This is a genomic window from Variovorax sp. MHTC-1 (assembly GCF_003984645.1).
GTDB lineage: Bacteria > Pseudomonadota > Gammaproteobacteria > Burkholderiales > Burkholderiaceae_C > Variovorax.
This window is the reverse complement of record NZ_RWKI01000012.1, coordinates 56065-78855: the sequence shown is the minus strand read 5'-3', so window position 1 is coordinate 78855 and position 22791 is coordinate 56065. Positions and strand designations below refer to the sequence as shown.

General features: G+C 68.8%; 20 protein-coding genes. 6 read left to right on the top strand and 14 right to left on the bottom strand.

Annotated features, from left to right (window positions below; translation table 11 throughout):
• Positions 1-11: 11 nt before the first annotated feature.
• Positions 12-995, bottom strand: coding sequence for a Bug family tripartite tricarboxylate transporter substrate binding protein (locus EJI01_RS19485; RefSeq protein ID WP_126838782.1), 984 nt, complete (start codon positions 993-995; stop codon positions 12-14).
• Positions 996-1122: 127 nt separating this feature from the next.
• Between EJI01_RS19485 and EJI01_RS19480 the strand changes: the two genes are divergently transcribed.
• The gene (locus tag EJI01_RS19480) at positions 1123-1842 is read left to right on the top strand and encodes a GntR family transcriptional regulator (RefSeq protein WP_126838781.1); all 720 of its coding nucleotides are present in this window, start codon (positions 1123-1125) and stop codon (positions 1840-1842) included.
• Positions 1843-1854: 12 nt separating this feature from the next.
• Here EJI01_RS19480 and EJI01_RS19475 read toward each other — a convergent pair whose 3' ends face one another.
• Positions 1855-2364, bottom strand: coding sequence for a flavin reductase family protein (locus EJI01_RS19475; protein WP_126838780.1), 510 nt, complete (start codon positions 2362-2364; stop codon positions 1855-1857).
• Positions 2365-2427: 63 nt separating this feature from the next.
• Entirely contained in the window at positions 2428-3657 is a 1230-nt protein-coding gene (locus tag EJI01_RS19470) for a nucleoside recognition domain-containing protein (RefSeq protein ID WP_126838779.1), read from the bottom strand.
• 150 nt (positions 3658-3807) lie between these two features.
• On the opposite strand from EJI01_RS19470, the gene EJI01_RS19465 reads away from it, so the two are divergent.
• Positions 3808-5355, top strand: coding sequence for an alkaline phosphatase D family protein (locus EJI01_RS19465; RefSeq protein WP_126838778.1), 1548 nt, complete (start codon positions 3808-3810; stop codon positions 5353-5355).
• Between the two features lie 2 nt (positions 5356-5357).
• On the opposite strand, the gene EJI01_RS19460 is transcribed toward EJI01_RS19465, so the two are convergent.
• Positions 5358-6170, bottom strand: coding sequence for a metallophosphoesterase (locus EJI01_RS19460; protein WP_126838777.1), 813 nt, complete (start codon positions 6168-6170; stop codon positions 5358-5360).
• 125 nt (positions 6171-6295) lie between these two features.
• Here EJI01_RS19460 and EJI01_RS28835 point away from each other — a divergent pair, with 125 nt between their 5' ends.
• The gene (locus EJI01_RS28835; protein WP_185878978.1) at positions 6296-6469 is read left to right on the top strand and encodes a hypothetical protein; all 174 of its coding nucleotides are present in this window, start codon (positions 6296-6298) and stop codon (positions 6467-6469) included.
• Here the strand turns inward: EJI01_RS28835 and EJI01_RS19455 are convergent.
• The gene (locus EJI01_RS19455; protein ID WP_126838776.1) at positions 6452-7420 is read right to left on the bottom strand and encodes a LysR family transcriptional regulator; all 969 of its coding nucleotides are present in this window, start codon (positions 7418-7420) and stop codon (positions 6452-6454) included. The genes EJI01_RS28835 and EJI01_RS19455 overlap by 18 nt on opposite strands.
• A gap of 109 nt (positions 7421-7529) precedes the next feature.
• On the opposite strand from EJI01_RS19455, the gene EJI01_RS19450 reads away from it, so the two are divergent.
• Positions 7530-8057 carry a hypothetical protein gene (locus EJI01_RS19450; protein WP_126838775.1) on the top strand — a complete coding sequence of 176 codons (528 nt, stop codon included), beginning with the start codon at positions 7530-7532 and terminating at the stop codon, positions 8055-8057.
• A 62-nt stretch (positions 8058-8119) separates the two neighbouring features.
• Here EJI01_RS19450 and EJI01_RS19445 read toward each other — a convergent pair whose 3' ends face one another.
• The 3 genes from EJI01_RS19445 to EJI01_RS19440 form a co-directional block, all read right to left on the bottom strand.
• Entirely contained in the window at positions 8120-9970 is a 1851-nt protein-coding gene (locus tag EJI01_RS19445) for a phosphoenolpyruvate carboxykinase (GTP) (protein ID WP_126838774.1), read from the bottom strand.
• A gap of 182 nt (positions 9971-10152) precedes the next feature.
• Positions 10153-10305 (bottom strand): hypothetical protein, encoded by a 153-nt coding sequence (locus tag EJI01_RS28830; RefSeq protein ID WP_185878977.1) that lies wholly within the window; start codon positions 10303-10305, stop codon positions 10153-10155.
• Positions 10306-10385: 80 nt separating this feature from the next.
• Entirely contained in the window at positions 10386-11585 is a 1200-nt protein-coding gene (locus EJI01_RS19440; protein ID WP_185878976.1) for a threonine ammonia-lyase, read from the bottom strand.
• A gap of 121 nt (positions 11586-11706) precedes the next feature.
• Here EJI01_RS19440 and EJI01_RS19435 point away from each other — a divergent pair, with 121 nt between their 5' ends.
• Both EJI01_RS19435 and EJI01_RS19430 read left to right on the top strand, forming a co-directional pair.
• Positions 11707-14028 carry an ATP-binding protein gene (locus tag EJI01_RS19435; protein ID WP_126838772.1) on the top strand — a complete coding sequence of 774 codons (2322 nt, stop codon included), beginning with the start codon at positions 11707-11709 and terminating at the stop codon, positions 14026-14028.
• A 51-nt stretch (positions 14029-14079) separates the two neighbouring features.
• The gene (locus EJI01_RS19430; protein WP_221885693.1) at positions 14080-15624 is read left to right on the top strand and encodes a S41 family peptidase; all 1545 of its coding nucleotides are present in this window, start codon (positions 14080-14082) and stop codon (positions 15622-15624) included.
• Here the strand turns inward: EJI01_RS19430 and recQ are convergent.
• From recQ to EJI01_RS19400, 6 genes are all read right to left on the bottom strand, one after another.
• Positions 15621-17501 carry a DNA helicase RecQ gene (recQ, locus tag EJI01_RS19425; RefSeq protein ID WP_409513968.1) on the bottom strand — a complete coding sequence of 627 codons (1881 nt, stop codon included), beginning with the start codon at positions 17499-17501 and terminating at the stop codon, positions 15621-15623. The genes EJI01_RS19430 and recQ overlap by 4 nt on opposite strands.
• Before the next feature lie 132 nt (positions 17502-17633).
• On the bottom strand, positions 17634-18590 hold the full coding sequence (locus tag EJI01_RS19420; RefSeq protein WP_260602521.1) for a cyclase family protein: 957 nt from the start codon (positions 18588-18590) through the stop codon (positions 17634-17636).
• Positions 18591-18635: 45 nt separating this feature from the next.
• On the bottom strand, positions 18636-20213 hold the full coding sequence (locus EJI01_RS19415) for a class I adenylate-forming enzyme family protein (RefSeq protein ID WP_126838771.1): 1578 nt from the start codon (positions 20211-20213) through the stop codon (positions 18636-18638).
• A gap of 115 nt (positions 20214-20328) precedes the next feature.
• A complete protein-coding gene (locus EJI01_RS19410) occupies positions 20329-20982 on the bottom strand; it encodes an ABC transporter ATP-binding protein (protein ID WP_126838770.1) in 654 nt (217 codons plus the stop codon).
• A 4-nt stretch (positions 20983-20986) separates the two neighbouring features.
• Positions 20987-21748, bottom strand: coding sequence for an ABC transporter ATP-binding protein (locus EJI01_RS19405; protein WP_126838769.1), 762 nt, complete (start codon positions 21746-21748; stop codon positions 20987-20989).
• 53 nt (positions 21749-21801) lie between these two features.
• Positions 21802-22791 (bottom strand): branched-chain amino acid ABC transporter permease, encoded by a 990-nt coding sequence (locus tag EJI01_RS19400; protein WP_126838768.1) that lies wholly within the window; start codon positions 22789-22791, stop codon positions 21802-21804.

The window sequence follows — 22791 nt, the reverse complement described above, 5'->3', positions numbered from 1 at the left end:
GGACACCCTCTCTACTCGACCTTGATGCCGGCGGTCTGGACCACGCCGGCGATGGTCTTGCGCTCCTTGGCCAGGTAGTCGGCGAAGGCCGGCCCGGCGATCAGCTGCGGCTTGACCGCGACCTCGCCGAGCTTGCGCGCGATCTCCGGGTCCTTGAGGGTGGCGTCGAGCGCGCTCACCCAGGCCGCGATCACGGCGGCCGGGGTGCCGGCCGGGGCCAGCACGCCGAGCCACGAATCCATCTCCAGGCCCTTGAGCTCCGGCGTCTCGGCCAGCGCCGGGATCGCCGGCGCGCTGGGCGAGCGGGCCAGCGAGGTGACGCCGAAGGCCTTGACCTTGCCGTCCTTGATGAAAGGCTGCGCCAGCGTGAGCGGAAGCACCGCCAGATCGACCTGGCCGCCGGCAACGTCGGTCAGCACCTGCGGCCCCGACTTGTAGGGCACGTGCACGATGTCGATGCCGGCACGCTGCTTGAACATCTCGGCCGTGACGTGCAGCGAAGTGCCGACGCCGTCGGTGCCGAAGTTGAGCTTGCCCGGCTGCGCCTTCGCGAGCTGGATGAGTTCGCCCGCGGTGCGCGCGGGCAGCGCCGTCTTGCCGATCAGCACGAAGGGCGAGGTGCCGACCGTCGCCACCGGCACGAAATCCTTGAAGGTGTCGTAGCGCACGGCCGAGGGCGCGACCAGCGGCGCGACGTTGAGCGGGCTGGCCACCGCGAACAGCAGCGTGTAGCCGTCGGCCGGCGAGCGCGCGACCTTCTGGGTGCCGATGGTGCCGGCCGCGCCGGCCACGTTCTCGATCACCACCGGCTGCTTGAGCAGCTCGCCGAGCTTGGCAGTCAAGAGGCGCGCCGTGGCGTCGACGCCGCCGCCGGCCGAGAACGGCACAATCAGCGAGATCGGTTTGGCGGGGTAGCCCTGGGCCTGGGCGGCACCGAGGCTGGCGCCGAGCACGAGCGCGGCGGTGACGGAACGGAAGGCGCGGGTTGCAGACATGGTCGTTTCCTCGGTCGATGGAATGAACGGAAAAGAAAAGCACCCAGACAGTGCGAGATACTACTTGTTATGACAAGTTATAACAAGCCATGCAAACCCTATGCCAAATCCAATCCAAGGGTGACGAATGCCTGAACTTCCGCAATCGCTGCATGCGCAGCTGCGCGACGCGCTGCGTGCGCGCATCCTCGACGGCCGGCTCGCGCCGGGGGCCAAGCTGCCGTCCGAATCGGAATTGACTGCAGAGCACGGCGTGAGCCGCATCACCGTGCGGCAGGCCCTGGGGGCACTGCAGGCCGAGGGCCTGATCGTCAAGCTGCACGGAAAAGGTGCCTTCGTGTCCCATCCGAAGGCGGCGCAGAGCCTGAATCGCCTGCAGGGGCTGAACGAGGCGCTGGCGCTGGAGCAGCACGCAGTCAGCAGCAAGCGGCTCGCGTGGCGCGAAGTGAAGGCGCCGGCTGCCGTGGCGCGCCAGCTGCAGCTCGCGGCCGGCGAGACGGTGTACCACCTGCAGACGCTGCGCTATCTCGACCGCGAGCCGCTCTCGGTCAACAACTCCTACCTGCCGCGCTTCCTGGGCGAGAAGCTGGCGCGCGTGGACTTCTCGCAGCGCGACCTGATCGAGATCTTCGAGCACGAAGGCGGCCTCGCAATCGGCGAGGCGCAGCTGGAGATCGGCGCCGGGCTGGCGCGGCCGCAGGAAGCGAAGCTGCTTCAGCTCGCGCCCGGCGCGCCGGTGCTGCAGGTCGAGCGGCTGGTGCACGCCGCCGGCGGCGGGCCGGTGCATGTGGAGATCGCGGTCTACCGCGCCGACACCTTCCGCTACAAGCTCAGCCTGCGGCGCTGAGCGCGGCCTGCGCTACAGCGGATGCTCGGTGTAGAAGCGCCCGCCGTGGAACAGCAGCGGCGAGGCGCCTGGGTTGTGCGTGCAGCGCTCGACCTCGCCGACGAAAATCACGTGGTCGCCTTCGTCGTAGCGGCTGCGGTTGAAGCACTCGAAGCTCGCAGCCGCGCCCACCAGCATCGGCGCACCGCCCACGCCTTCGCTGAAGGCGACGTCGGCCCAGCGGTCGACGTCCTTGGTCGCAAAACGTTCGGCCAGCGCCTTCTGGCTGGCGGCCAGGATATTGATCGCGTAGTGCGAGCCGGTGCTGAGAGCCGCCATCGAGGCCGCGCCGCGCGCCAGGCTCCACAGCACCAGCGGCGGGTCGAGCGACACCGAGTTGAAGGAGTTGGCCGTCAGGCCGACCAGGCTGCCGTCGGCGGCGCGTGCCGTGACGATGGTCACGCCGGTCGCGAACATGCCGAGCGCATCGCGGAATTCGTCGGACGTGAAGGAGGGCGGTTGCGCCTGGGCGGGTGCGGTCACGGGGAGGCGGGGAAGTGAGGGCCTATTCTGGCCGATCGCCTCGGATGTCGCTGTCGCAAGCTTTCAGCCGAAGAACCAGTAGCCGACGGCGATGGCGCCGACCACGCCGGCCAGTTCCGCCAGCAGTGCGCACCCCACCGCATGCCGCGCACGCTGGATGCCCACGGCCCCGAAGTACACGGCCAGTACGTAGAAGGTGGTCTCGGTGCTGCCCTGGATGGTGGCCGCGACCCGCGCCGCGAAGCTGTCCACGCCCTGGCTCTGCATGGTCTCGATCAGCATCGCGCGCGCCGCGCTGCCCGAGAAGGGCTTGACCAGCGCGGTGGGCAGCGCGTCGACGAAGCGCGCGTCCCAGCCGGTGAGGCCTACCAGCCAGCGGATGCCTGCGAGCGCCAGGTCGAGCGCGCCGGAGGCCCGCAGCACGCCGACCGCGCACAGCATCGCGACCAGGTAGGGCAGCAGGTTCTTCGCGACGTCGAAGCCTTCCTTCGCGCCTTCGATGAAGCATTCGTAGACCTTCACGCGCCGGAGCGCGCCGGCCAGCAGGAAAGCGACCACGATGCCGAACAGCGTGAGGTTGCCGAGCAGCGATGACAGCGAAGCCAGCGCAGCCGACGAGAGCGTCGCCAGCAGCGCCATGAAGCCTCCGAGCAGCAGCGCGCCCGGCAGCAGGTAGGCCAGCACCACCGGGTCCCACAGCCTGAGTCGCTGCACGAAGGCGACCGAGAGCAGCCCGACCAGCGTCGATGCGCTGGTCGCGATCAGGATCGGCAGGAACACCAGCGTCGGATCCGCCGCGCCCTGCTGCGCGCGGTACATGAAGATGCTGACGGGCAGCAGTGTCAGCGAGGAGGCGTTGAGCACCAGGAACAGGATCTGCGCATTGCTCGCCGTGGTCGCGCTCGGGTTGAGCGTCTGCAGCTCGCGCATCGCCTTCAGGCCGATCGGGGTGGCCGCGTTGTCCAGGCCCAGCGCATTGGCCGCGAAGTTCATCGTGATGAGGCCCAGCGCCGGATGGCCTGCGGGCACCTCGGGCATGAGGCGCCGGAACAGCGGCCCCAGCATGCGCGCGAGCGCGGCCACCAGCCCGGCCGCTTCGGCGATGCGCAGGAATCCCAGCCACAGCGTGAGCGTGCCGAACAGCAGCACCATCACCTCGACCGAAAGCTTGGCCATCGCGAACAGGCTCTCGACCAGGGCGGCGAAGACGGCGGCGTCGCCGCCGATGAGCCAGCGCGAAAGCGCGGCCAGCGCTGCCGCGAGAAAGAAGCCGAGCCAGAGGCCGTTGAGCACGCGTGTCCCTTGTTGAGTGCGCGCCGATCATAGGGGGCGGTGCGGCGTTACATTGCGGCGCATGCCGAAGCTCGCGAAATCGGTAGCCGCACTGGTGCACATGGTTGTTGTTGTCGCCGCCGGCGGGCGAGCATCTGCCGTAGGAACACCATGAATCCCACTCGCCGAGACCTCCATCGCGCCGCCCTGTGGCTGGCGCTCGCCGGCTGCACCGCGCCGCTGGCGGCCTGCGCACAGCCTGCGCCGCGCTGGCGCTCGAACCCCTTCACGCTCGGCGTCGCGAGCGGCCAGCCGCGCCCGGACAGTGTCGTGCTCTGGACCCGGCTGCTGCCGGAGGCCGAAGACGAAGCGGCGCGCAATGCCTTGCCGGCGTGCAGCGTGCGCTACGAGATCTACGGCGACGCCGGCTTGCAACGCCTGGTCAAGCAGGGCGAGGTCGTGACCGATGCCTCGCGCGCCTTCAGCGTGCATGTCCATGCGCAGGGCCTGGCGCCGCAGCGCCACTACTGGTATCGCTTTCGCTGCGGCGATGCGCAAAGCCCGGTAGGCCGCACGCGCACCGCGCCGGCGCCGGATGCGCAGCTGCTGCGGCTGCGCTTCGCGCTCGCTTCCTGCCAGAACTACGAGCACGGCTTCTATGCCGCGCACCGCGAGATCGCCGGGCGCGAGCTGGACTTCGTGCTCTTCGTCGGCGACTACATCTACGAAGGCAGCAGCGCGAATCCCGAGATGCGCCGGCACGGCGCCCCCATACCGCACACGCTGGAGGGCTACCGCGAGCGCCACGCGCTCTACAAGCGCGATGCGGACCTGCAGGCCGCGCATGCCGCGCATCCGTGGATCCTGACCTGGGACGATCACGAGGTGGTCAACGACTATGCCGGCGACCGTGACCCCGCCTATACCGAGCCCGCGCTTTTCCTGCGCCGCCGCGCCGCGGCCTACCGAGCCTATTTCGAGCACATGCCGCTCGCGCTGCCGCCGCAGGGCGCGGCGATGCGCATCCACGACCGCTACGTCTGGGGCAACCTGGCCGAGCTCTGGACACTGGACTGCCGCCAGCACCGCAGCCGCCATGCCTGCGCCGATCCGGCCCACGATTCCGGCCGTGGGGTGATCGGCTGCACAGAGCTTGCGGACCCGTCGCGCACCATGCTCGGCGCCGAGCAGTCGCGATGGTTCTCGCAGGGCCTGGCCGATTCGCGGCGGCAGTGGAAACTGTTCGGCCAGTCCACCCAGATGAGCTCCACCGTCCTGGATACCCCGCAGGGCCGCCAGACCTGGACCGACGGCTGGGACGGCTATCCCGAAGCACGCCGGCAACTGTTTCAGGGCATCGACGACGCCGGCGTGAAGAACGTGGTGACCCTCGGCGGCGACGTGCACCGCCATGTCGCGGCCGATCTGCGCGTGCGGCCGAACGACCCGGGCTCCGCGGTCGTCGCGAGCGAATTCGTCGGCGGCTCGATCAGCTCGCGCGGTGCGAGCCAGGCGGCGATGGCGCGCATGCGGCGCGACAACCCGGACATCGTGCATGCGCGCGGCGACGAGCGCGGCTATGCGCTGATGGAGGTCACGCCGGAGGCGATGCATTGCGAATTCCGGGCCACCGCGTACCCGGTGCGGGCAGAGGCAAGCTTCCACACCCAGGCGCGCTTCGCGGTCGAGGCCGGTCGCGCCGGGGTGTCGCCGGCCTAGATTCAGCGGCGCGGGACTTCGATCAGCAGCTCGGGCCTGAAGCCCTCCTGCTCGCCCTTGCCGAGATACCCCAGCGGATTCGCCACCACGCGGCAGCCGTTCTTCACATAGTCGAACGCATGGTGAAGATGCCCGTGCAGCCACAGGTCGGCGCTCGGCAGCAGCTCGTCGAGCGAATTGCAGAAACCCGCCGTTCCCGGACTCAGGCCATAGCGCGGATCGGCGCTCGCCAGCGTGGGCGCGAAGTGCGTGATGGCGACGGTCGGGCCGTCGAAGGGCTCGGCGAGCGCATTGCGCAGCCAGGCTTGGCACGTCAGTGAGTGCTCTCTCAGTGCTTCTGCCAAGAAGGGCAGTTCCGAGCGCACGGTGGCGGCTTTCTCCAGGTAGAAGTTCGCGGCGCGCATCGCCTTTCCGCGTTTCCGAAGCGCCTCGGTCATGCTGTCGGCCGGCTCGGCCAGCGCATCGAAGTCGGCCCACAGCGTGGTGCCGATGAAGCGCACCCCCTCGATGAGCCGGGTTTCGCGTTCCAGCCACCCGATGTCCAGCGTCTCGCAGAGCCCGCGCAAGCGCGCATGAACCGCGTCGAAATCGGCGTTGTCGTATTCATGGTTGCCCGGAACGTAGAGCACCGGCGTCGGCCAGCCATGGCGCGGCGAGAAGCGGGTCAGCCCGAAATCGGGCTCGACGATGCGCGATCCGGCCTGGTAGGAGCCGATATCGCCTGCAAGGACCAGCAGATCGGCGCCTGGTGCGGGTGCGGCCCGGAACTGGGGGTGCGCTTCCAGATGCAGGTCCGAGAGCAGCTGAAGTTTCATGGCGCGCGAGTCTAGGCGAATATCCTCATGCATAACGTGCATGAGAAGCGGCTTGAAATACTGGGGAAAACCCTTAATCTTGGTTCCATTACCACTCCAGCGCCGGCTTCGGGCCGTGCACCATCATGTTCAGCCTTGTTGCCCAAGTGGCACGTTTCTTCCGTTTCGACACCATCGAAGTCCCCGCCAGCCCGGCCGCCGCGCTGATGGAAAGCGCCGACCACAGCGCCGGCCTCGACGCCCATCGCGCCCAGGAACTGCGCACTGCTGCCAGCGCCTGGCTAAGCGTCGTCCGCTGAGCCTGCGAAGGCCGCGGCGGCAGAGCGCAGCAGCGCCTGCCGCAGCCATTCGTGCGCATGGCCATGCTGCGCCCGCCGGTGCCAGATCGCATCGACATGCACCAGCGGTTGCTGGAAGGGCAGTTCGCGCAGGACCAGCTGCTCGTCGATGCCCGTGACCTTGACGAAGTGGCGCGGCAGGACGGTGAGCAGATCCGAATTCGCGACCACCCGTCCCGCGGTGAAGAACTGGTTGACCGTGATCACGATGCGCCGTTCGCGCCCCAGTGCGCCCAGCGTCTGGTCGATGAAGCCGTAGGGCCGGCCCGAAAAGCTCACCAGCAGGTGGCGCGCGGCGCAGAAATCGTCCAGCGTCAGCGGCGAATCCGCCAGCGGATGGCCGCGCCGCATCACGCAGACATACTCGCCGACATAGAGCCGCTGCGTCTCGAACGGCATGGCGGCATCGGACTGGCCGCGCGCCGCCAGGCTGGCGATCACGGCCGGAAAGTAGCCGATCGCCATGTCCACCTCTTCGTTCTCCAGCATGCGCCTGGGATCGCGGGTGGTCAGCGGCAGCACGCGCAGCGAGACGGCGGGTGCCTCCTTTTCCACGATCTGCACCAGCCCGGGAACCAGCTCGGCGGCCGTGGCGTCGGCCATGGCCAGCAGGAAGGTGGTGTCGGCGATGCCGGCGTCGAACTCGCCCGGCGCCAGCGTGTGCTGCAGCTGCCGCAGGGCGTCGCGCACGGTCGGCCACAGCGCCAAGGCGCGCGGTGTCGGCTCCACGCCGCTTCCGGAGCGGCGCACCAGCTCGTCGCCGAGCGTCTCGCGCAGGCGGCGCAGCGCATTGCTGACGGCGGGCTGCGTGATCGCGAGATTGCGAGCCGCGCGCGTGAGGTTGCGCTCCGCCATCACCTCGTCGAAGACGCGGAGCAAGTTGAGGTCGAGCGTGCGAAAGTTGACGTCCATCAGCTGTATGAATGATAGGCATCACGAAGATAAAGTGGTGGAACATTAGGGAAACTACTAATATCACCCCATCGGCCTCGGCCACTCGTCCTTTTGGAGGGACTTCATCATGACCAGCTTTGTTCACGTAGACCAACCGGCCACTCATCCGGGCGTCGCCCGCGCCGAGGCCGTGATCGACCACATTCGCGCCGCACGCCGCAGTTTCGACGGCGCCCGCGGCCTGGCAGCGCTGCTGCTCGCCGCCATCGTTGCATCCCTGCTCGTGGTGGCCGACAAGCTCATGTCGACCTGGAACGACGGTGGGCTGCTCGTCGCCTGGCTCGTGCTCTGGGGCGTGGCTTTCGCCGCCATCGCTTTCTTCGCCGGTACCGCGCGCAGCCTGGCCGTCCGTGCCTTGTCCGGCATGCGCGCTGCAGCGGAACGCCGTGCCGCGGCCCGCGCCGATGAACAGTTCATGGCCTATGCGAAGCACGATCCGCGCATTCTTCGCGACCTGCAGGCGATCGCTTCGCGCCAGGAAGCGGAAGCGGACGCGGCCGAAGAGCCGGTGACCGTCGCCAAGGCTTCCGCCGACGCCGCGACGCCGACGCTCTACCAGGCACTGCGCCGCGTGAACCTCGGCCAGTACTATTGATCCGCTCGGACCCAGAAAAAAGCCGCCCTCGGGCGGCTTTTTCTTTGGGGCGAGCGCAGCGATCAGGCCGCCAGGCGCTGCTCGATCGCGGCCTTGGTGGCCGACAGCTCCTTCGGCAGGTGGTGCGCCAGTTGCTGGAACAACTCGGCATGCAGCTTCAGTTCGGCCTGCCAGGCGGCCTTGTCGATGTGGGTGACGGTGTCGAACTGCTCGGCGCTGAAGTCCAGGCCGGTCCAGTTGAGGTCTTCGTAGCGCGGGCTGACGCCGAACACATGCTCCGTGCCCTCGCCCTTGTGCTCGATGCGGTCGATCATCCACTTCAGGACACGCATGTTCTCGCCGTAGCCGGGCCAGACGAACTTGCCGTCCGCGCCCTTGCGGAACCAGTTGGCCGTATAGATCTTGGGCAGCTTCGCGCCCAGGGCTTCGAGCTTCTTCCCGAGATCCAGCCAGTGCTGGAAGTAGTCGCTCATGTTGTAGCCGGCGAAGGGCAGCATCGCGAACGGATCGCGCCGCACCACGCCCTGCTTGCCACCCGCTGCGGCGGTGGTTTCCGAACCCATGGTCGCGGCCATGTAGACGCCTTCGACCCAGTTGCGCGCCTCGGTCACGAGCGGCACGGTGGTGGAACGACGGCCGCCGAAGATGAAGGCGTCGATCGCCACGCCCTTCGGGTCGTCCCAGGCGTCGTCGAGCGCCGGGTTGTTGGTTGCCGCGACCGTGAACCGGGCGTTCGGATGCGCGGCCTTGGCGCCGGTCTCCTTCGCGATGGCCGGGGTCCAGTCATTGCCCTGCCAGTCGATGGCATGCGCCGGGGGCTCCTCGGTCATGCCTTCCCACCAGACGTCGCCGTCGTCGGTCAGCGCCACGTTGGTGAAGATCACGTCGCGGTCCAGGCTGGCCATGCAGTTCGGGTTGGTCTGGATGTTGGTGCCGGGTGCGACGCCGAAATAGCCCGCTTCGGGGTTGATCGCGTGCAGCTTGCCGTCGGCGCCGGGCTTGATCCAGGCGATGTCGTCGCCGATGGTCGTGACCTTCCAGCCTTCGAAGCCGGCCGGCGGAATCAGCATCGCGAAATTGGTCTTGCCGCAGGCGCTCGGGAAGGCCGCGGCCACGTGGTACTTCTTGCCCTCGGGATTGGTCACGCCGAGGATCAGCATGTGCTCCGCGAGCCAGCCCTCGTCGCGGCCCATGTTCGAGGCGATGCGCAGCGCGAAGCACTTCTTGCCCAGCAGCGCGTTGCCGCCGTAGCCCGAGCCGTAGCTCCAGATTTCGCGCGTCGCAGGGTAGTGGACGATGTACTTGGTCTTGTTGCAGGGCCAGGCTACGTCGTTCTGGCCGGGCTCCAGCGGCGCGCCCACCGTGTGCACGCAGGGCACGAACTCGCCGTCGGCGCCGAGCACGTCGTACACCGGCTTGCCCATGCGGGTCATGATCTTCATGTTGACCGCCACGTAGGGGCTGTCGGACAGCTCGATGCCGATGTGCGCGATCGGCGAGCCCAGCGGTCCCATGCTGAAGGGCACGACGTACATCGTGCGGCCTTTCATGCAGCCGTCGAACAGCGGCTGCAGCGTGGCGCGCATTTCGGCCGGCGCCATCCAGTTGTTGGTCGGGCCGGCGTCTTCCTTCTTGTCGGAACAGATGAATGTGCGGTCTTCGACGCGGGCGACATCGCTCGGGTCGGAACTCGCAAGGAAGGAATTGGGGCGCTTGGCGGGGTCGAGCTTCTTGAAGGTGCCGGCGTCGACCAGGCGCTGGCAGAGCCGGTCGTACTCTTCGGTGCTGCCGTCGCACCAGTGAACGGCCTCGGGTTTGCACAGCGCGGCCATATCGGCCACCCAGGCGATCAGCTTCGCATTCCTGACATACGAGGGCGCCTGTACGGCCAAACCCTTGAGAGGTGCGTTCATCAATGTGTCTCCTAAGTTGAAAAATCGTCTTTCCGAACGGGGCTCGGTGCCTGGAGCAGGCGAGGTCCGTTGGAAAAAACGTTTCCCGTCTCGGGAGGCGAGGATCGATGGCGCCTGGCGAGGGCCCCGCATCCTCGAATCGCGGCGCGGCGCGCGGTGTACGCCGGCGCCGCAGCCGGATGTCAGGCCATGTAGACGGCGATGGATGCCAAAAGCAGCATCAGCACGCCGCCGGCCACCGGCAGGACCAGGGGCATCAGATGAACGATCGATTCGACGGCGTCGGCTTCGACGACGGCGTCTTGGCCGGGTTCGACAGGCGTTGGGTTGGACATCGTTGTTCCTTGGGTTCGCAAAACTGAGGCCATTTTACCGACTGGCCTGCAGATGGCCATCTAGGGGCTTGCCAGAGCCCTCAGCGTTGCTCTTCCGCTTCGAAGCCGGCATCCCGCAGCGCGTCGAGCACGGCCGACAGGTGCGCGCGGCCGCGGGTCTGCAGCACCAGTTCGATGTCGACGTTCTGCGCCGCCAGCATGGTGAAGGCGCGCTGGTGGTGCACCTCATCGACGTTGGCGCCCGCTTCCGCCACAGTGGCCGTGATCTGGGCCAGGGAGCCCGGCACGTCGCGTGCGCTGACGCGCACGCGCGCGAGCCGGCCGGCCCGGACCATGCCGCGCTCGATGATCGCGGCCAGGAGCAGCGGGTCGATGTTGCCGCCCGAGAGCACCAGCCCCACCCGCTTGCCCTTGAAGCGCTCGGGATGGCGGATCAGTGCAGCGAGCCCGGCGGCGCCGGCGCCTTCGACCAGCGTCTTCTCGATTTCGAGCAGCATCAGCACGGCCTGCTCGATGTCGCCCTCGTCGACCAAGAGCAGGTCGTCGACTTGCGAGGCGATGATCTCGCGCGTCAGCACGCCGGGCGTGCCCACCGCGATGCCCTCGGCGATCGTGCTCGTGCCCTGCACGTGCTGCGTGCCCTGGACCGCATTGACCATCGCCGGAAAGCGCCGCGTCTGGACGCCGACGATCTCGATGCCGGGCTTGCGCGCCCGTGCGGCGAGCGCCATGCCGGCGATCAGCCCGCCGCCGCCGACCGAGACCACCAGCGCGTCGAGCTCGGGCACCGCATCGAGCATTTCGAGCGCCACCGTGCCCTGGCCCGCGATGATCGCTTCGTCGTCATAGGGATGGACGAAGGCCAGGCCTTCGCGCTCGGCGAGCGCCAGCGCATGGGCGCGCGCCGCGTCCAGGGTGTCGCCATGCAGTTCGATCTCCGCGCCGAAACCGCGGGTGCGCTCGATCTTCACGCCCGGCGTGAAGCGCGGCATCACGATCAGGGCCCTGAGGCCGAGGCGCTGCGCGTGGTAGGCAACGCCCTGGGCATGGTTGCCGGCCGACATCGCGATCACACCGCGGGTGCCGGCCAGCGAAAGATCGACGAGCTTGTTGCAGGCGCCCCGTTCCTTGAACGACGACGTGAACTGCAGGTTCTCGAACTTGAGGAACACCTGCGCGCCGACGATTTCGGACAGGGTGCGCGATTCCACGCAGGGCGTATCGAGCACCTGCCCGCGCAGGCGCACGGCGGCGCGTTCGATGTCTTCGATTCCAAGCATGGGCGGCATTGTGGACGGATTCGCAACATCAGGGTTTTTACCGTTCCCGAGTCTTCCCCAAGCCAAAACTCTGCGCTATGGTCGCGCTCAGGTTCTCATTCTCCTAGCGTGAGGTTGTTCGATGGTCAAGCGTTCCGGGGTCGATGTGGTGGCGGCTGCTTCGCGCGGGCACGCATTGCCGTCGCCCGGACTCAAGGAGGCGCCGGTGCTCGAGCTCATGTGCTCGCACTTCGTCCTCACGCTGGCAGCCAAGCAAGGGCCGCGCTTCAACGTGCGGCGCGACCTCAACGGCCTTCTTTCGCTCACCGGCCGGCACCTGGTCTGGCCCGCGCCGGTGCTCTTGCGCCTGCGCGAATTCCTCGGGCGGCGCTGCGCGGGCAATGAGATCTGGAAGGGCGTCGAGAACTTCGACGGCCGCACGCTGCTCGAGCGCCACGGCGTCTGGCGCGGCCCTTATGAAGAAGGCACGCTGTTCTTCTATCTCGACGAATACGCCAAGGACCAGCCGAAGGACCTGCTCTCCGTGCTCTCGGTCACGCGCGACTGGCTCACGCATGCGCTGCGCAAGCAGTCGACACTGGTCGAGAAGAACATCGACGCGCTCGCCGGCCTGCTGCAGCTCAACAAGGCCGAGCGCGCGCTGCTGCTCTACGGCACGCTGGCACGCTACCAGCGCGATCTGCGCTCGCTGCTGGTCGAATTCAAGGTCAACAATGCGCCCGAGGCCTACGCCGCCATCGCCGAGGTGGCCGGCGTCAATGCAACCGACGTGGGTGAAGCGCTGCGCGCGGGCTCCCGGCTCGAGCGCATCGGCCTGGTCGAAAACCTGATCTCCGAGCACAACATCACCGACTTGGCCGACCTGATGAAGGTCAGCGAGAAGCTGCCGCCGGTGCTGATGCGCGAATACCGCGACCACAACGAGCTGATGGCCGTGTTCACGCGGCCGTCCGCCAAGAGTGCGCTGACGGTGCAGGACTTCGCCTTCGTCCACGACGATGCGCAGATGCTGATCACCCTGCTGTGCGCCGCGGTGGCGCGCAAGGAGCCGGGCGTCAACGTGCTGCTCTACGGCCCGCCCGGCACCGGCAAGACCGAGCTCGCCAAGGTGGTCGCGCAGGCCGCGGGGCTCGAGCTCTTCGAGGTCGAGTACGCCGATCGCGATGGCAACTCGCTCTCCGGCCGCGACCGCTACCGCTCGCTGCAGATCGCGCAGGTGTTCCTCAAGGGCAGCGCGCAGGCTGCGCTCCTGTTCGACGAAGTCGAAGACGTGTTCCCGCCGATCAGCACCGAGGCCGCCCAGTTCATGGCGCGCGCCGAGCAGGTGCCCGCCCCGGCCAGCGGCAGCGTGAGCGGCAAGGCCTGGGTCAACCAAATCCTCGAATCGAATGCGGTGCCCACGCTGTGGGTGACCAACCGCATCGAGCAGATCGATCCGGCCTTCCGGCGCCGCTTCGCCTACCACCTCGAGCTCAAGTCGCCGCCGCCCGGCGCGCGCGAGCAGCTGGTGCGCAAGACGCTCGAAGGCGTCTCGGTGTCCGAGGCCTTCACCGCCAAGCTGGCCGGCCGCAAGGGCCTGACGCCGGCGCAGATCCGCACCGCGGTGCGCTTCGCCGGCCTGGCGATGACCGAAGGAACATCGGTCGAAAGCCTGATCGAGCGGCAGCTGCGCAATGCCGATCTGGCCCTGGGCACGCCGGACGGCCTCGGCGCGCGCCGCAGCGTGACCACCTACGACCTCGGCATGCTCAATGTCGAAACCCGCTTCGAGATCCCGCGCATCGTCGAGGCGCTCAAGGCGCGCGGCCATGGCACGCTGTGCTTCTACGGCGCGCCCGGCACCGGCAAGACCGCGCTCGCCGAGCACATCGCCAAGGCCATCGGCCGCCCGCTGATCATCAAGCAGGCGAGCGACCTGATGAGCAAGTATGTGGGCGAGACCGAGCAGAACATGGCCGCCATGTTCAAGGAGGCCGAAGCCGAGAAGGCGATCCTGCTGCTCGACGAGGCCGACAGCTTCCTGCAGGACCGCCGCGGCGCGCAGCGCACCTATGAAGTGACCGAGGTCAACGAGATGCTGCAGGGCATGGAGCGCTTCGACGGCATCTTCGTCTGCACCACCAACCTGCTCGACCGGATCGACCAGGCCGCGCTGCGCCGCTTCACCTTCAAGATCAAGTTCATGCCGCTGACCGGCGAGCAGCGCGAACGCATGTTCATCACCGAGGCGCTGGACGGCGATGCGACGCGCATGACGGGCGAGATCACGCGGCGGCTGGCCCGCCTTCCGCAGCTCTGCCCGGGCGATTTCGCGGCAGTGAAACGCCAGACGGATATCCTCGCGGTCGAGTTTTCGGCCGCCGAGTTTCTCGACCAGCTCGATGCCGAGCACCGGATCAAGCCCGAAGTGCGCGAATCGCGCGGCATCGGCTTCGTCCAATAAGCAAGATCAAACAGCAGCCACGCCGGGCACCGGCGCGCGGGGGAGAGTTTCATGAGGGATGTACTGCGCATGCGCGCGGCAGCGCTGGCCATGCTCGCGGCCGCGGCCGTGCTCACGGCATGCGGAGGCGGCGGTGGAGGCGGCGGCGGAGCACCGCTGGCCATGGCGCCGACAGCCGCTTCCGGCGACGAGGCGATCGTTGCGTCCTCCAGCGTCGCCGGCCAGTGTGCGGCGCCGCGCACCGGCATCGACCCGGACACCGGCGCTGCCTTCCCGGACCAGCCCGGCACGCTCGCCACCGAGAAGCGCTGGGTGCGCGGATGGATCGACGAAACCTACCTCTGGTTCGACGAGGTGCCCGCCACGCTGGCCGCCAGTGACTACGCCACGCCGATCACCTACTTCAGCGTGCTCAAGACGCCCGGGCTCACGGCGGCCGGCCGCGCCAAGGACCGCTTCCACTTCACGCAGGACACCGCCGTCTACCGCGCCCTGTCGCGCAACGGCGTCGGCGTGGGCTACGGCGCCGAGCTGGCTTTCCTGAGCGCCTCGCCGCCGCGCGACGTGCGCGTGGCCTATACAGAGCCCGGCTCGCCTGCGGCACAGGCCGCGATCGTGCGCGGGACCCGGCTGCTCGAGATCGACGGTGTCGATGTCGTGAGCGGCACCGACACCGCCACGCTCAATGCCGGCCTCGCGCCGGCGCGCGAAGGCGAGGCGCACAGCTTCAAGCTGCGCGCGCCCGACGGCAGCGAGCGCACCCTGACGCTGACCGCCGCGCGCATCACCCGCACACCGGTGCAGAACGTGAAGACCATCGCCACGGCCAGCGGCCCGGTCGGCTATCTGCTCTTCAACGACTACCTGGCAACGGCCGAGGCGCCGCTGGTCGCGGCCGTGAACCAGCTCAAGAGCGACGGCATCACCGACCTGGTGATCGACATGCGCTACAACGGCGGCGGCCTGCTCGACATCGCCAGCGAGCTGGCCTCCATGGTCAGCTCGGGCGCGGCGACCACCGGCGCCGTGTTCGAGCGCCTGCAGTTCAACAACAAGAATCCTTTCAACCTGTCGCCTGCGCAAGCCACCCTGCCTTTCCATGCGACTTCGCGCGGCTTCTCGGTGCCGGCGGGCCAGGCATTGCCGCGGCTGGGCCTGTCGCGCGTCACCGTGCTGGCCGGCCCCGACACCTGCTCCGCCAGCGAATCGGTGGTCAACAGCCTGCGCGGCATCGGTGTCACGGTGAACCTGGTCGGCGGCACCACCTGCGGCAAGCCCTATGGCTTCTTCCCGCAGGACAACTGCGGCACGACCTACTTCGCGATCCAGTTCCAGGGCGTGAACCAGCAGGGCTTCGGCGACTACAGCGACGGCTTCGCGCCCACCTGCGTGGTGCCGGACGACTTCGGCCATGCGCTCGGCGATCCGGCGGAGGCGCGGCTCGCGGCCGCGCTGGCGCTGCAGAGCGGCGGCGCCTGTCCGGCGCCCGTTTCATCGAACAAGGAAGAGATGGCGCTGCGCAAATCGGAGGCCGCCGGCCAGCCTTACCTGGTGCGCTCGCCGGCGCGCGAAAGCCGGCTGCTGGCGCGGCACTAGAAGGCCGCGCAGACCCGCAGCACGTCCGACCCGTAGGCTTCGAGCTTCTTGCTGCCGATCCCGCTGATGCCCTGCAGGTCCTCGAGCGTGGCCGGTGCGCGCTCGGCGATGGCGGCGAGCGTCGCGTCGTGGAAGATCACGTAGGCCGGCAGGTTGTGCTCGCGCGCGACCTCGGCGCGCCAGGCCTTGAGCGCAGCGAAGCGCGCCTGGCCCGTCGCGTCGAGCGTGGCCGCGGCCGGCGAGGGCGCGCCGCGCGCCGTCTTCTCGCGCCGCGGCTTGCGCTCGGCCGGCGACGACACCGACTCGCGCAGCAGCACCTGCGTCTCGCCCTTGAGCACGGCGCGCGAGCCCTCGGTGAGCTGCAGCGTGTTGTAGGCCTGCGCATCGACCGTGAGCGCGCCGGTGGCGATCAGCTGGCGCAGCACGCCGCGCAGCTGCGCCTCGCTGAACTCGCTGCCGATGCCGAAGGTGCTGAGCGAGCCATGGCCGAACTGCGTGACCTTCTCGGTCGTCTTGCCGCGCAGGATGTCCATGATGTGGCCGGCGCCGAAGCTGATGCCGCTTTGCTGCTGGACGCGGTAGATGGTGGACAGCAGCTTGCGCGCCGCGTCCGTGCCATCCCACACCTGGGGCGGGTTGACGCAGTTGTCGCAGTTGCCGCAGGGCGAGCTCTTCTCGCCGAAGTAGCCCAAGAGCCGCACGCGCCGGCAATCGCTGGCTTCAGCGAGCGAGAGCAGCGCATCGAGCTTGCCGCGCATCACCTGCTTGAATTCCTCGCCGGCCGGACTCTCGTCGATCATGCGGCGCTGGTTCACCACGTCCTGCAGGCCGTAGGCCATCCAGGCATCGGCCGGGGCGCCGTCGCGCCCGGCGCGGCCGGTTTCCTGGTAGTAGCCCTCGATGTTCTTCGGCATGTCGAGGTGGGCCACGAAGCGCACGTCGGGCTTGTCGATGCCCATGCCGAAGGCGATGGTCGCGACCATCACGATGCCTTCCTCGCGCAGGAACTGGTCCTGGTGCTTCTGGCGCACGGCGGCATCCAGGCCCGCGTGGTAGGGCAGGGCATTGGCGCCCGCATCGCGCAGCGTCTGGGCCACCTCTTCCACGCGTCTTCTCGACTGGCAATAGACCACGCCCGCATCGCCTTCGTGCTCTCGCTCGATGAAGCGCAGCAACTGCGTCGTCGCATCCTTCTTCTCGACGATGGTGTAGCGGATGTTGGGCCGGTCGAAGCTGGAGACGAACTGGCGCGCCTCCTCGAGCTGCAGGCGCTCGACGATGTCGGCGCGCGTCAGCGCATCGGCGGTGGCGGTGAGTGCGATGCGCGGCACGCCGGCATAGCGCTCGTGCAACACGGTCAGCGCGCGGTACTCGGGCCGGAAGTCGTGGCCCCACTGGCTCACGCAATGCGCCTCGTCGATCGCGAACAGCGAGAGCTTGCCGCGCTCCTGCAGCGAATCGAGCTGCGAGAGGAAGCGCGGCGTCGTCACGCGCTCGGGCGCCGCGTAGAGCAGCGTGATCTCGCCGCGCAGCATGCGGCGCTCGACATCCTGCGTCTGCTCCCAGTCGAGCGTGGAGTTGAGAAAGGCCGCGTCGACCCCGGCCTCGTGCAGCGCGCCGACCTGGTCGTGCATCAGCGCGATCAGCGGCGACACCACCACCGTCACGCCGCGGCCCGCGCGCTGGCGCGCGATGGCCGGGATCTGGTAGCACAGCGACTTGCCGCCGCCCGTGGGCATCAGCACCAGCGCATCGCCGCCGGCGGTCACGTGGTCGACGATCGGCGCCTGAGGGCCGCGGAAGGCGGTATAGCCGAACACCTCCTGCAGGATCTGCTGAGGCTCGGCGGACGATGCAGTGGATGGCAAGGCGGACAAGATGGCGACAACTTTGATGGCTGCTTGCGCCCGCGGTGCGGGCCTTGAAGGCCGACACGGCTCCCAAGCAGCACGCGCCCTCCCGGTACGCGTGAGCGTGATTGTCTCAGCCTTGCCCGGCGTCGTGCACGGTCAGCGGATCGCCACCGGGTTGATCATCGACTGCACCGCGCCCTGGTACTTGTTCTGGCCGAGCACGAACATGAATTCGTAGGCCTTGTCCTTGGCCAGTTCGGCAGTGTTGATGTTCTCCAGGATGTAGGTGCCGCTCATCGGCAGCAGGATCTGGTGCACGCCGAAGATCGGGCCGTCTTTGCCGCCTTCCTTTTCGAACGGGATCACCTCCAGCCCCCAGGTGTCGGCCCCGACTGCCACCACTCGCTTGGATACCAGGTAGCGCGCGCCCTCGCGTCCGAGACCCGGCTCGACCGAGCCGTAGCGCTTCGGATCCTTCTCGATCAGGCTGAGCCAGCCGGTGTGGAAGATCACGACATCGCCCTCGCGGATCTCCACGCCCTGCGCGCGCGCGGCTTCGTCGATCTCCTTCTGGTTGAAGGCGGTTCCTTCCGGCACCACTTCGGTCTTGAAATAGGCCGCCATGTCGAGCAGCACGCCGCGCGACACCATCGGCGGGATCTTCTCGATGCCCAGCTTCTTCAGGCCGCCCATGGTGGCGAACTCGCCCCACTTCGCGCCGTTGTAGTAGCGATCGCCCACGCCGATGTGGCCCAGACCGTCGATCTGCGTGCCGATGCCGGTCCAGCAGTTGAGGATGTCGTCGTTGTAGGTGGTGTGCGAGGAGCCCAGGCCTTCCGCCGAGCCGACCTGCCCCGGCTGCACGATGTAGATCTGGCAGGTGCGCGGCGGGAAGGCCGGCGTGGTGGTGTTCACCGTGATGCCCAGCGAATAGACCTTGCCGGCCTTCACCAGCTTCGCGGCCTCCAGCGCGACCTTCGGGGTGAGGTAGTTGGCGCTGCCGATCTCGTCGTTCGCGCCCCATTTGCTCGGGTACCAGGAGGTCTGCGCCGTGGCGGCCAGGCCGAGTGCCAGCGCCGCGGCGCCGATCGAAGCCATCCGGATGCACTTCATGCTTCTTCTCCTCTCGTGTCTGAACAACTCCCTGTCGAAACGAATTCAGAGCTGCGCGCGCAGCACCCGCTTCATCAGCTTGCCGTTGGCATTGCGCGGCAGCGGCTCGGCGCTCCAGCTGAAGCTCTCGGGCACCTTGTAGTCGGCCAGGCGCTCTGCGCAGTGGCTTCGCAGCGCAGCGTCGTCCGGCGTGATGCCGGGCGCATGCACGAAGGCATGGACCCGCTCGCCCAGCACCGGGCAGGGCTTGCCGACCACCGCCGCCTCGGCGACGCCCGGCCAGGCCATCAGGACGTTCTCGACCTCGACCGAGTAGATCTTGAAGCCGCCGCGGTTGAGCATGTCCTTCTTGCGGTCGAAGATGCGCACGAAGCCCTGCGCGTCGATCGCGCCGAGGTCGCCCGAATGCCAGAAGCCGGCCGTGAACGACGCGGCCGTGGCTTCCGGGTTGGCCCAGTAGCCGGGCACCACCATCGGGCCGCCGATCCAGAGCTCGCCCGTTGCGCCGGGGGCGACCTCGCGGCCCTCGTCGTCCATCACGCGGATCTCGGCCGCGGGCAGCGCGACGCCGACCGAATCGGCATGCGCGCGGGTCAGCCCTGCGGGCATCATCGTCGCGGGCGATGTGGTTTCGGTGGCGCCGTAGGCATTGACGAGCGTGAGGCCCGGCAAGCGCGCGGCGAGCGCATCGATGGTCGCCACCGGCATCGGCGCGCCGCCGTAGCCGCCGATGCGCCAGGCCGACAGGTCTTCGCGGCCGAAGGCCTCGCTGAGCAGGCACAGCTGGTACATCGCCGGCACCATCAGCGTGTGGCTGACGCGCTCGCTCGCCATCAGGCGCACGAAGGGCTCGGCCCTGAACTCGGGCACGACGACCACCGCGCCGCCGACCTGCCACATCGCCGCGATGATCGCGATCAGCCCGGTCACGTGGCTGGCCGGCACCGCGAGCGCCGAGCGGTCGCCGGGCTGGAGGCCCATGCAGGCCTGGAAGTGCAGCACCGAATGCGCGATCGACAGGTGCGTGAGCAGCGCGCCCTTGGGATGGCCGGTGGTGCCAGAGGTGTAGAGAATCACGGCGACATCGGTCTCCCGCACGGCGGCTGCCGGCGACGGCGGCGGCGCCGCATCGGCCATCGGGGCCAGCGTCGATGCGGCAATGCGCAGCGCCAGCGACGGCGCTTCCGCGCCGTCGGGCAGGCGATCGGCCAGCGCGTCGTCGAACGCGATCGCCTTGGCGCCGCACTGCTGCGCGATGTAGGCGAGGCCCGGGCGCTGCTCGCGCACGCCCACCGGCACGGCGATGGCGCCCAGCCGCTGCAAGGCCAGCAGCACGAACAGGAACTCGGGCCGATTGCCCATCAGCATCAGCACCCGCTCGCCGGCTGCGATGCCCGCGGCCGCGAAGGCGCCGGCCAGGCGATCGGCCGTCTCGCCGGCTTCGGCGTAGCTCCATCGGTGGCCTTCGCAGACGATCGCGTCGTGCTGCGCGCGGGTGGTGCGGGCGCGTTCGAACATGGCATGCAGGCTGGCCGGCCGCTCGGCGAAGCAGCGCACGACGCGGTCGCCGTACAGGGCTTCTTGGCGCATCGGCGGCACCGCGAAGTCCCGCCAGTGGGTCATTCGGCAACCTCCGCGCGCCGCGCTGCGGTATTCGCTTCGGGGGCGGCCCGGCGGCGGATTCGGCAACCTCCGCGCATGCGCGCTGCGGTATTCGCCTCGGGAGCGGCCCAGCGGCTCATGCTGCGGCCCTCGCGAGGTTGGCGCCGCGCTCGATCACGACCTCGCTGTCGACGATGCGGCGCGAGTGGTTGAGCTCGCTCTGCGCGATCAGCACCGAGATCTCGCTGCCCTTGAGGCCGCCGATCACTTCGCTCAAGCGCTTCGACAGCACCGGTGCCACCCCTTCGAAGGGCTCGTCGAGCAGCAGCAGGCGCGTGCCGACGGCGAGGGCGCGTGCCAGCGCCACCAGCTTCTGCTGCCCGCCGGAAAGCAGCAGCGCGCGGCGCGCGCGCATCTCCTGCAGCTCGGGCAGCACGCGGTACACCAGCGCGAGCCGGTCGGCCTCGGCGAGCGATTTGTTCACCCACACCGGCACCAGGATGTTCTCTTCCACCGTCAGCTCGGGCACCAGGCCGCGGTCTTCCGGCATGTAGCCGATGCCTAGAGCGGCGCGCGCGTGCGGCGGCAGCGCGGCCAGGTCATGCCCGTCGAAGACGATGCGGCCGCGCGAGGGCTTCAGATGGCCCATCACCGCGCGCATCAGTGTGGTCTTGCCGGCGCCGTTGCGCCCGACCAGCCCGACCATGCCGCCGTTGCCGACCGAAAGCGACAGCCCGCGCAGGGCTTCCACCGACTGGATCGCGACATGCAGGTCTTCGATCTGCAGCATGCGTCTACTCCTTCAGCAATTCGCCGGTCACGTAGCGGCGAACCTCGTCGGTGGCGAGCGCCTCGCCCGGCACGCCGTCGGCGATGATGCGGCCGCTGTAGAAGGCCACCACGCGGCTGGCGTAGCGTTCGACGATGTCCATGTCGTGCTCGACGAAGAGCACCGTCATCGCCTCCTCGCCGAGCGCGGCCATGACGGTTTCCATCATCGGGAACTTCTCCTCGGCCGAGACGCCGCTGGTGGGCTCGTCCAGGAGCAGCAGCTTCGGCGCCGCCGTCAGCGCCATCGCGATGTCCAGCAGCTTGCGCACGCCGCCGGGCAGCTCGGCCACGCGGCGCTCGCGGTGCTCGGTGAGCCGGAAGCGCTCGAGCAGCGCCTCTGCGCGCTCGATCGCCTCGCTGCGCCGCGCGGGTTGCCAGAAGCTCAGGCGCCGGTGGTCGTGGCAGGCATTGGCCACCAGCATGTTGTCGAGCACCGTCAGCTCGGCGTAGAGCTGCGGGATCTGGAACGAGCGCGCCACGCCCAGCCGCGTGATGGCGCGCGGCGCCAGCGGCGTGATGTCGCGGCCGTCCAGCGTGATGCGGCCTTCGTCGGGCTTCAGGTAGCCGGTGATCATGTTGACGAAGGTGGTCTTGCCCGCACCGTTGCTGCCGATCAGGCTGACGCGCTCGCCCGCGGCGACGCTGATGTGGATGTCGGCCGCCGCCACCACCGCATCGAAGCGCTTGTTGACGCCGCGCGCCTCCAGCACGGCGGTCGTTGGCATACCACCTTCGCCTTCGGCTGCGGTGCGAGCGCCTTCGGGCGGCATGGCGTCGCTCATCCTTTGCCCCTCTTCATCCACAGCGAGCCGATGCCGCGCGGCAGGAAGCGGATCACGAACAGCAGGAACAGGCCCAGCGCCAGCTGCCAGGTGTTGGGGAAGTACGCGCTGGAGAAGGAGCGCACCACCTCCAGCACCGTGCTGGCCAGGAACACCGCGGCCACGCTCTGCCAGCCGGCCAGGATGGCGACGAAGACGAACTCGCCCGAGGTGGTCCAGAAGCTGAACTGCGGCTCGATGTGGCCGAGCGACATCACGGCCAGCGCGCCGCCCAGCCCGCCGCAGAAGGCCGCCAGGATGAAGTTGATGGTCATCGCCTGGCGAACGGAGCCGCCCAGGTACTCGACGCGCAGCTCGTTCTCGCGCACCGCCAGCGTCACCAGGCCGCGCGTGCTATCGAAGTAGACCCGCGCCAGCACCGCCATCGCCGTCGCGACGCCGATCGTGAGCAGGTAGAGGATGTAGCCCGTATGCGCGTCGGGCAGCTTCTGGCCCAGCAGGGTCGGCCGCCCGAGATTGAAGCCGTCCGAGCCGCCCAGCATGTCGAGCTTCATCAAGAGGCCGTAGGCCACCATCGACAGGGCCAGCGTCAGCATCGCGAAGAAGATGCCGCGGTAGCGCGACAGGAGCGGCGCGAAGGGCGCGGCGAGCACCACAGCGGCCAGGCCGCCGGCCAGCGTCAGCCCCAGCGCATCAGTGAAGCCCAGCTTGTTGTAGATGAGCGCCGCGCTGTAGCCGCCGGCGGCGAAGAGCATGCCTTGGCCGAAAGGCACCACGCCGCCGCGCATCAGGCCGACGATGCCGAGCGACACCAGGCCGTTGGCCGCCGCCATGGTGACCAGGAAGGTGAGCCACCTCGGGCTGAACCAGCCTGCGACGGCGAGCAGGACGAAGGCGGCGAGGCCCAGCGCGGCACTGCGCCGGCGCCGGATCGCGGCCTGGCGCGGAAGCGCCGTGGCGGACGGTCTCGGGATCGCTGCTGCCAT

Excerpts from the sequence above, each read along its gene's own strand:
- EJI01_RS19485 (WP_126838782.1), bottom strand. The coding sequence starts at position 995 with ATGTCTGCAACCCGCGCCTTCCGTTCCGTCACCGCCGCGCTCGTGCTC.
- EJI01_RS19480 (WP_126838781.1), top strand. The coding sequence starts at position 1,123 with ATGCCTGAACTTCCGCAATCGCTGCATGCGCAGCTGCGCGACGCGCTG.
- EJI01_RS19465 (WP_126838778.1), top strand. The coding sequence starts at position 3,808 with ATGAATCCCACTCGCCGAGACCTCCATCGCGCCGCCCTGTGGCTGGCG.
- EJI01_RS19460 (WP_126838777.1), bottom strand. The coding sequence starts at position 6,170 with ATGAAACTTCAGCTGCTCTCGGACCTGCATCTGGAAGCGCACCCCCAG.
- EJI01_RS28835 (WP_185878978.1), top strand. The coding sequence starts at position 6,296 with ATGTTCAGCCTTGTTGCCCAAGTGGCACGTTTCTTCCGTTTCGACACC.
- EJI01_RS19455 (WP_126838776.1), bottom strand. The coding sequence starts at position 7,420 with ATGGACGTCAACTTTCGCACGCTCGACCTCAACTTGCTCCGCGTCTTC.
- EJI01_RS19450 (WP_126838775.1), top strand. The coding sequence starts at position 7,530 with ATGACCAGCTTTGTTCACGTAGACCAACCGGCCACTCATCCGGGCGTC.
- EJI01_RS19445 (WP_126838774.1), bottom strand. The coding sequence starts at position 9,970 with ATGAACGCACCTCTCAAGGGTTTGGCCGTACAGGCGCCCTCGTATGTC.
- EJI01_RS28830 (WP_185878977.1), bottom strand. The coding sequence starts at position 10,305 with ATGTCCAACCCAACGCCTGTCGAACCCGGCCAAGACGCCGTCGTCGAA.
- EJI01_RS19440 (WP_185878976.1), bottom strand. The coding sequence starts at position 11,585 with ATGCTTGGAATCGAAGACATCGAACGCGCCGCCGTGCGCCTGCGCGGG.
- EJI01_RS19435 (WP_126838772.1), top strand. The coding sequence starts at position 11,707 with ATGGTCAAGCGTTCCGGGGTCGATGTGGTGGCGGCTGCTTCGCGCGGG.
- EJI01_RS19430 (WP_221885693.1), top strand. The coding sequence starts at position 14,080 with ATGAGGGATGTACTGCGCATGCGCGCGGCAGCGCTGGCCATGCTCGCG.
- EJI01_RS19420 (WP_260602521.1), bottom strand. The coding sequence starts at position 18,590 with ATGAAGTGCATCCGGATGGCTTCGATCGGCGCCGCGGCGCTGGCACTC.
- EJI01_RS19415 (WP_126838771.1), bottom strand. The coding sequence starts at position 20,213 with ATGACCCACTGGCGGGACTTCGCGGTGCCGCCGATGCGCCAAGAAGCC.
- EJI01_RS19410 (WP_126838770.1), bottom strand. The coding sequence starts at position 20,982 with ATGCTGCAGATCGAAGACCTGCATGTCGCGATCCAGTCGGTGGAAGCC.
- EJI01_RS19405 (WP_126838769.1), bottom strand. The coding sequence starts at position 21,748 with ATGCCAACGACCGCCGTGCTGGAGGCGCGCGGCGTCAACAAGCGCTTC.
- EJI01_RS19400 (WP_126838768.1), bottom strand. The coding sequence starts at position 22,791 with ATGGCAGCAGCGATCCCGAGACCGTCCGCCACGGCGCTTCCGCGCCAG.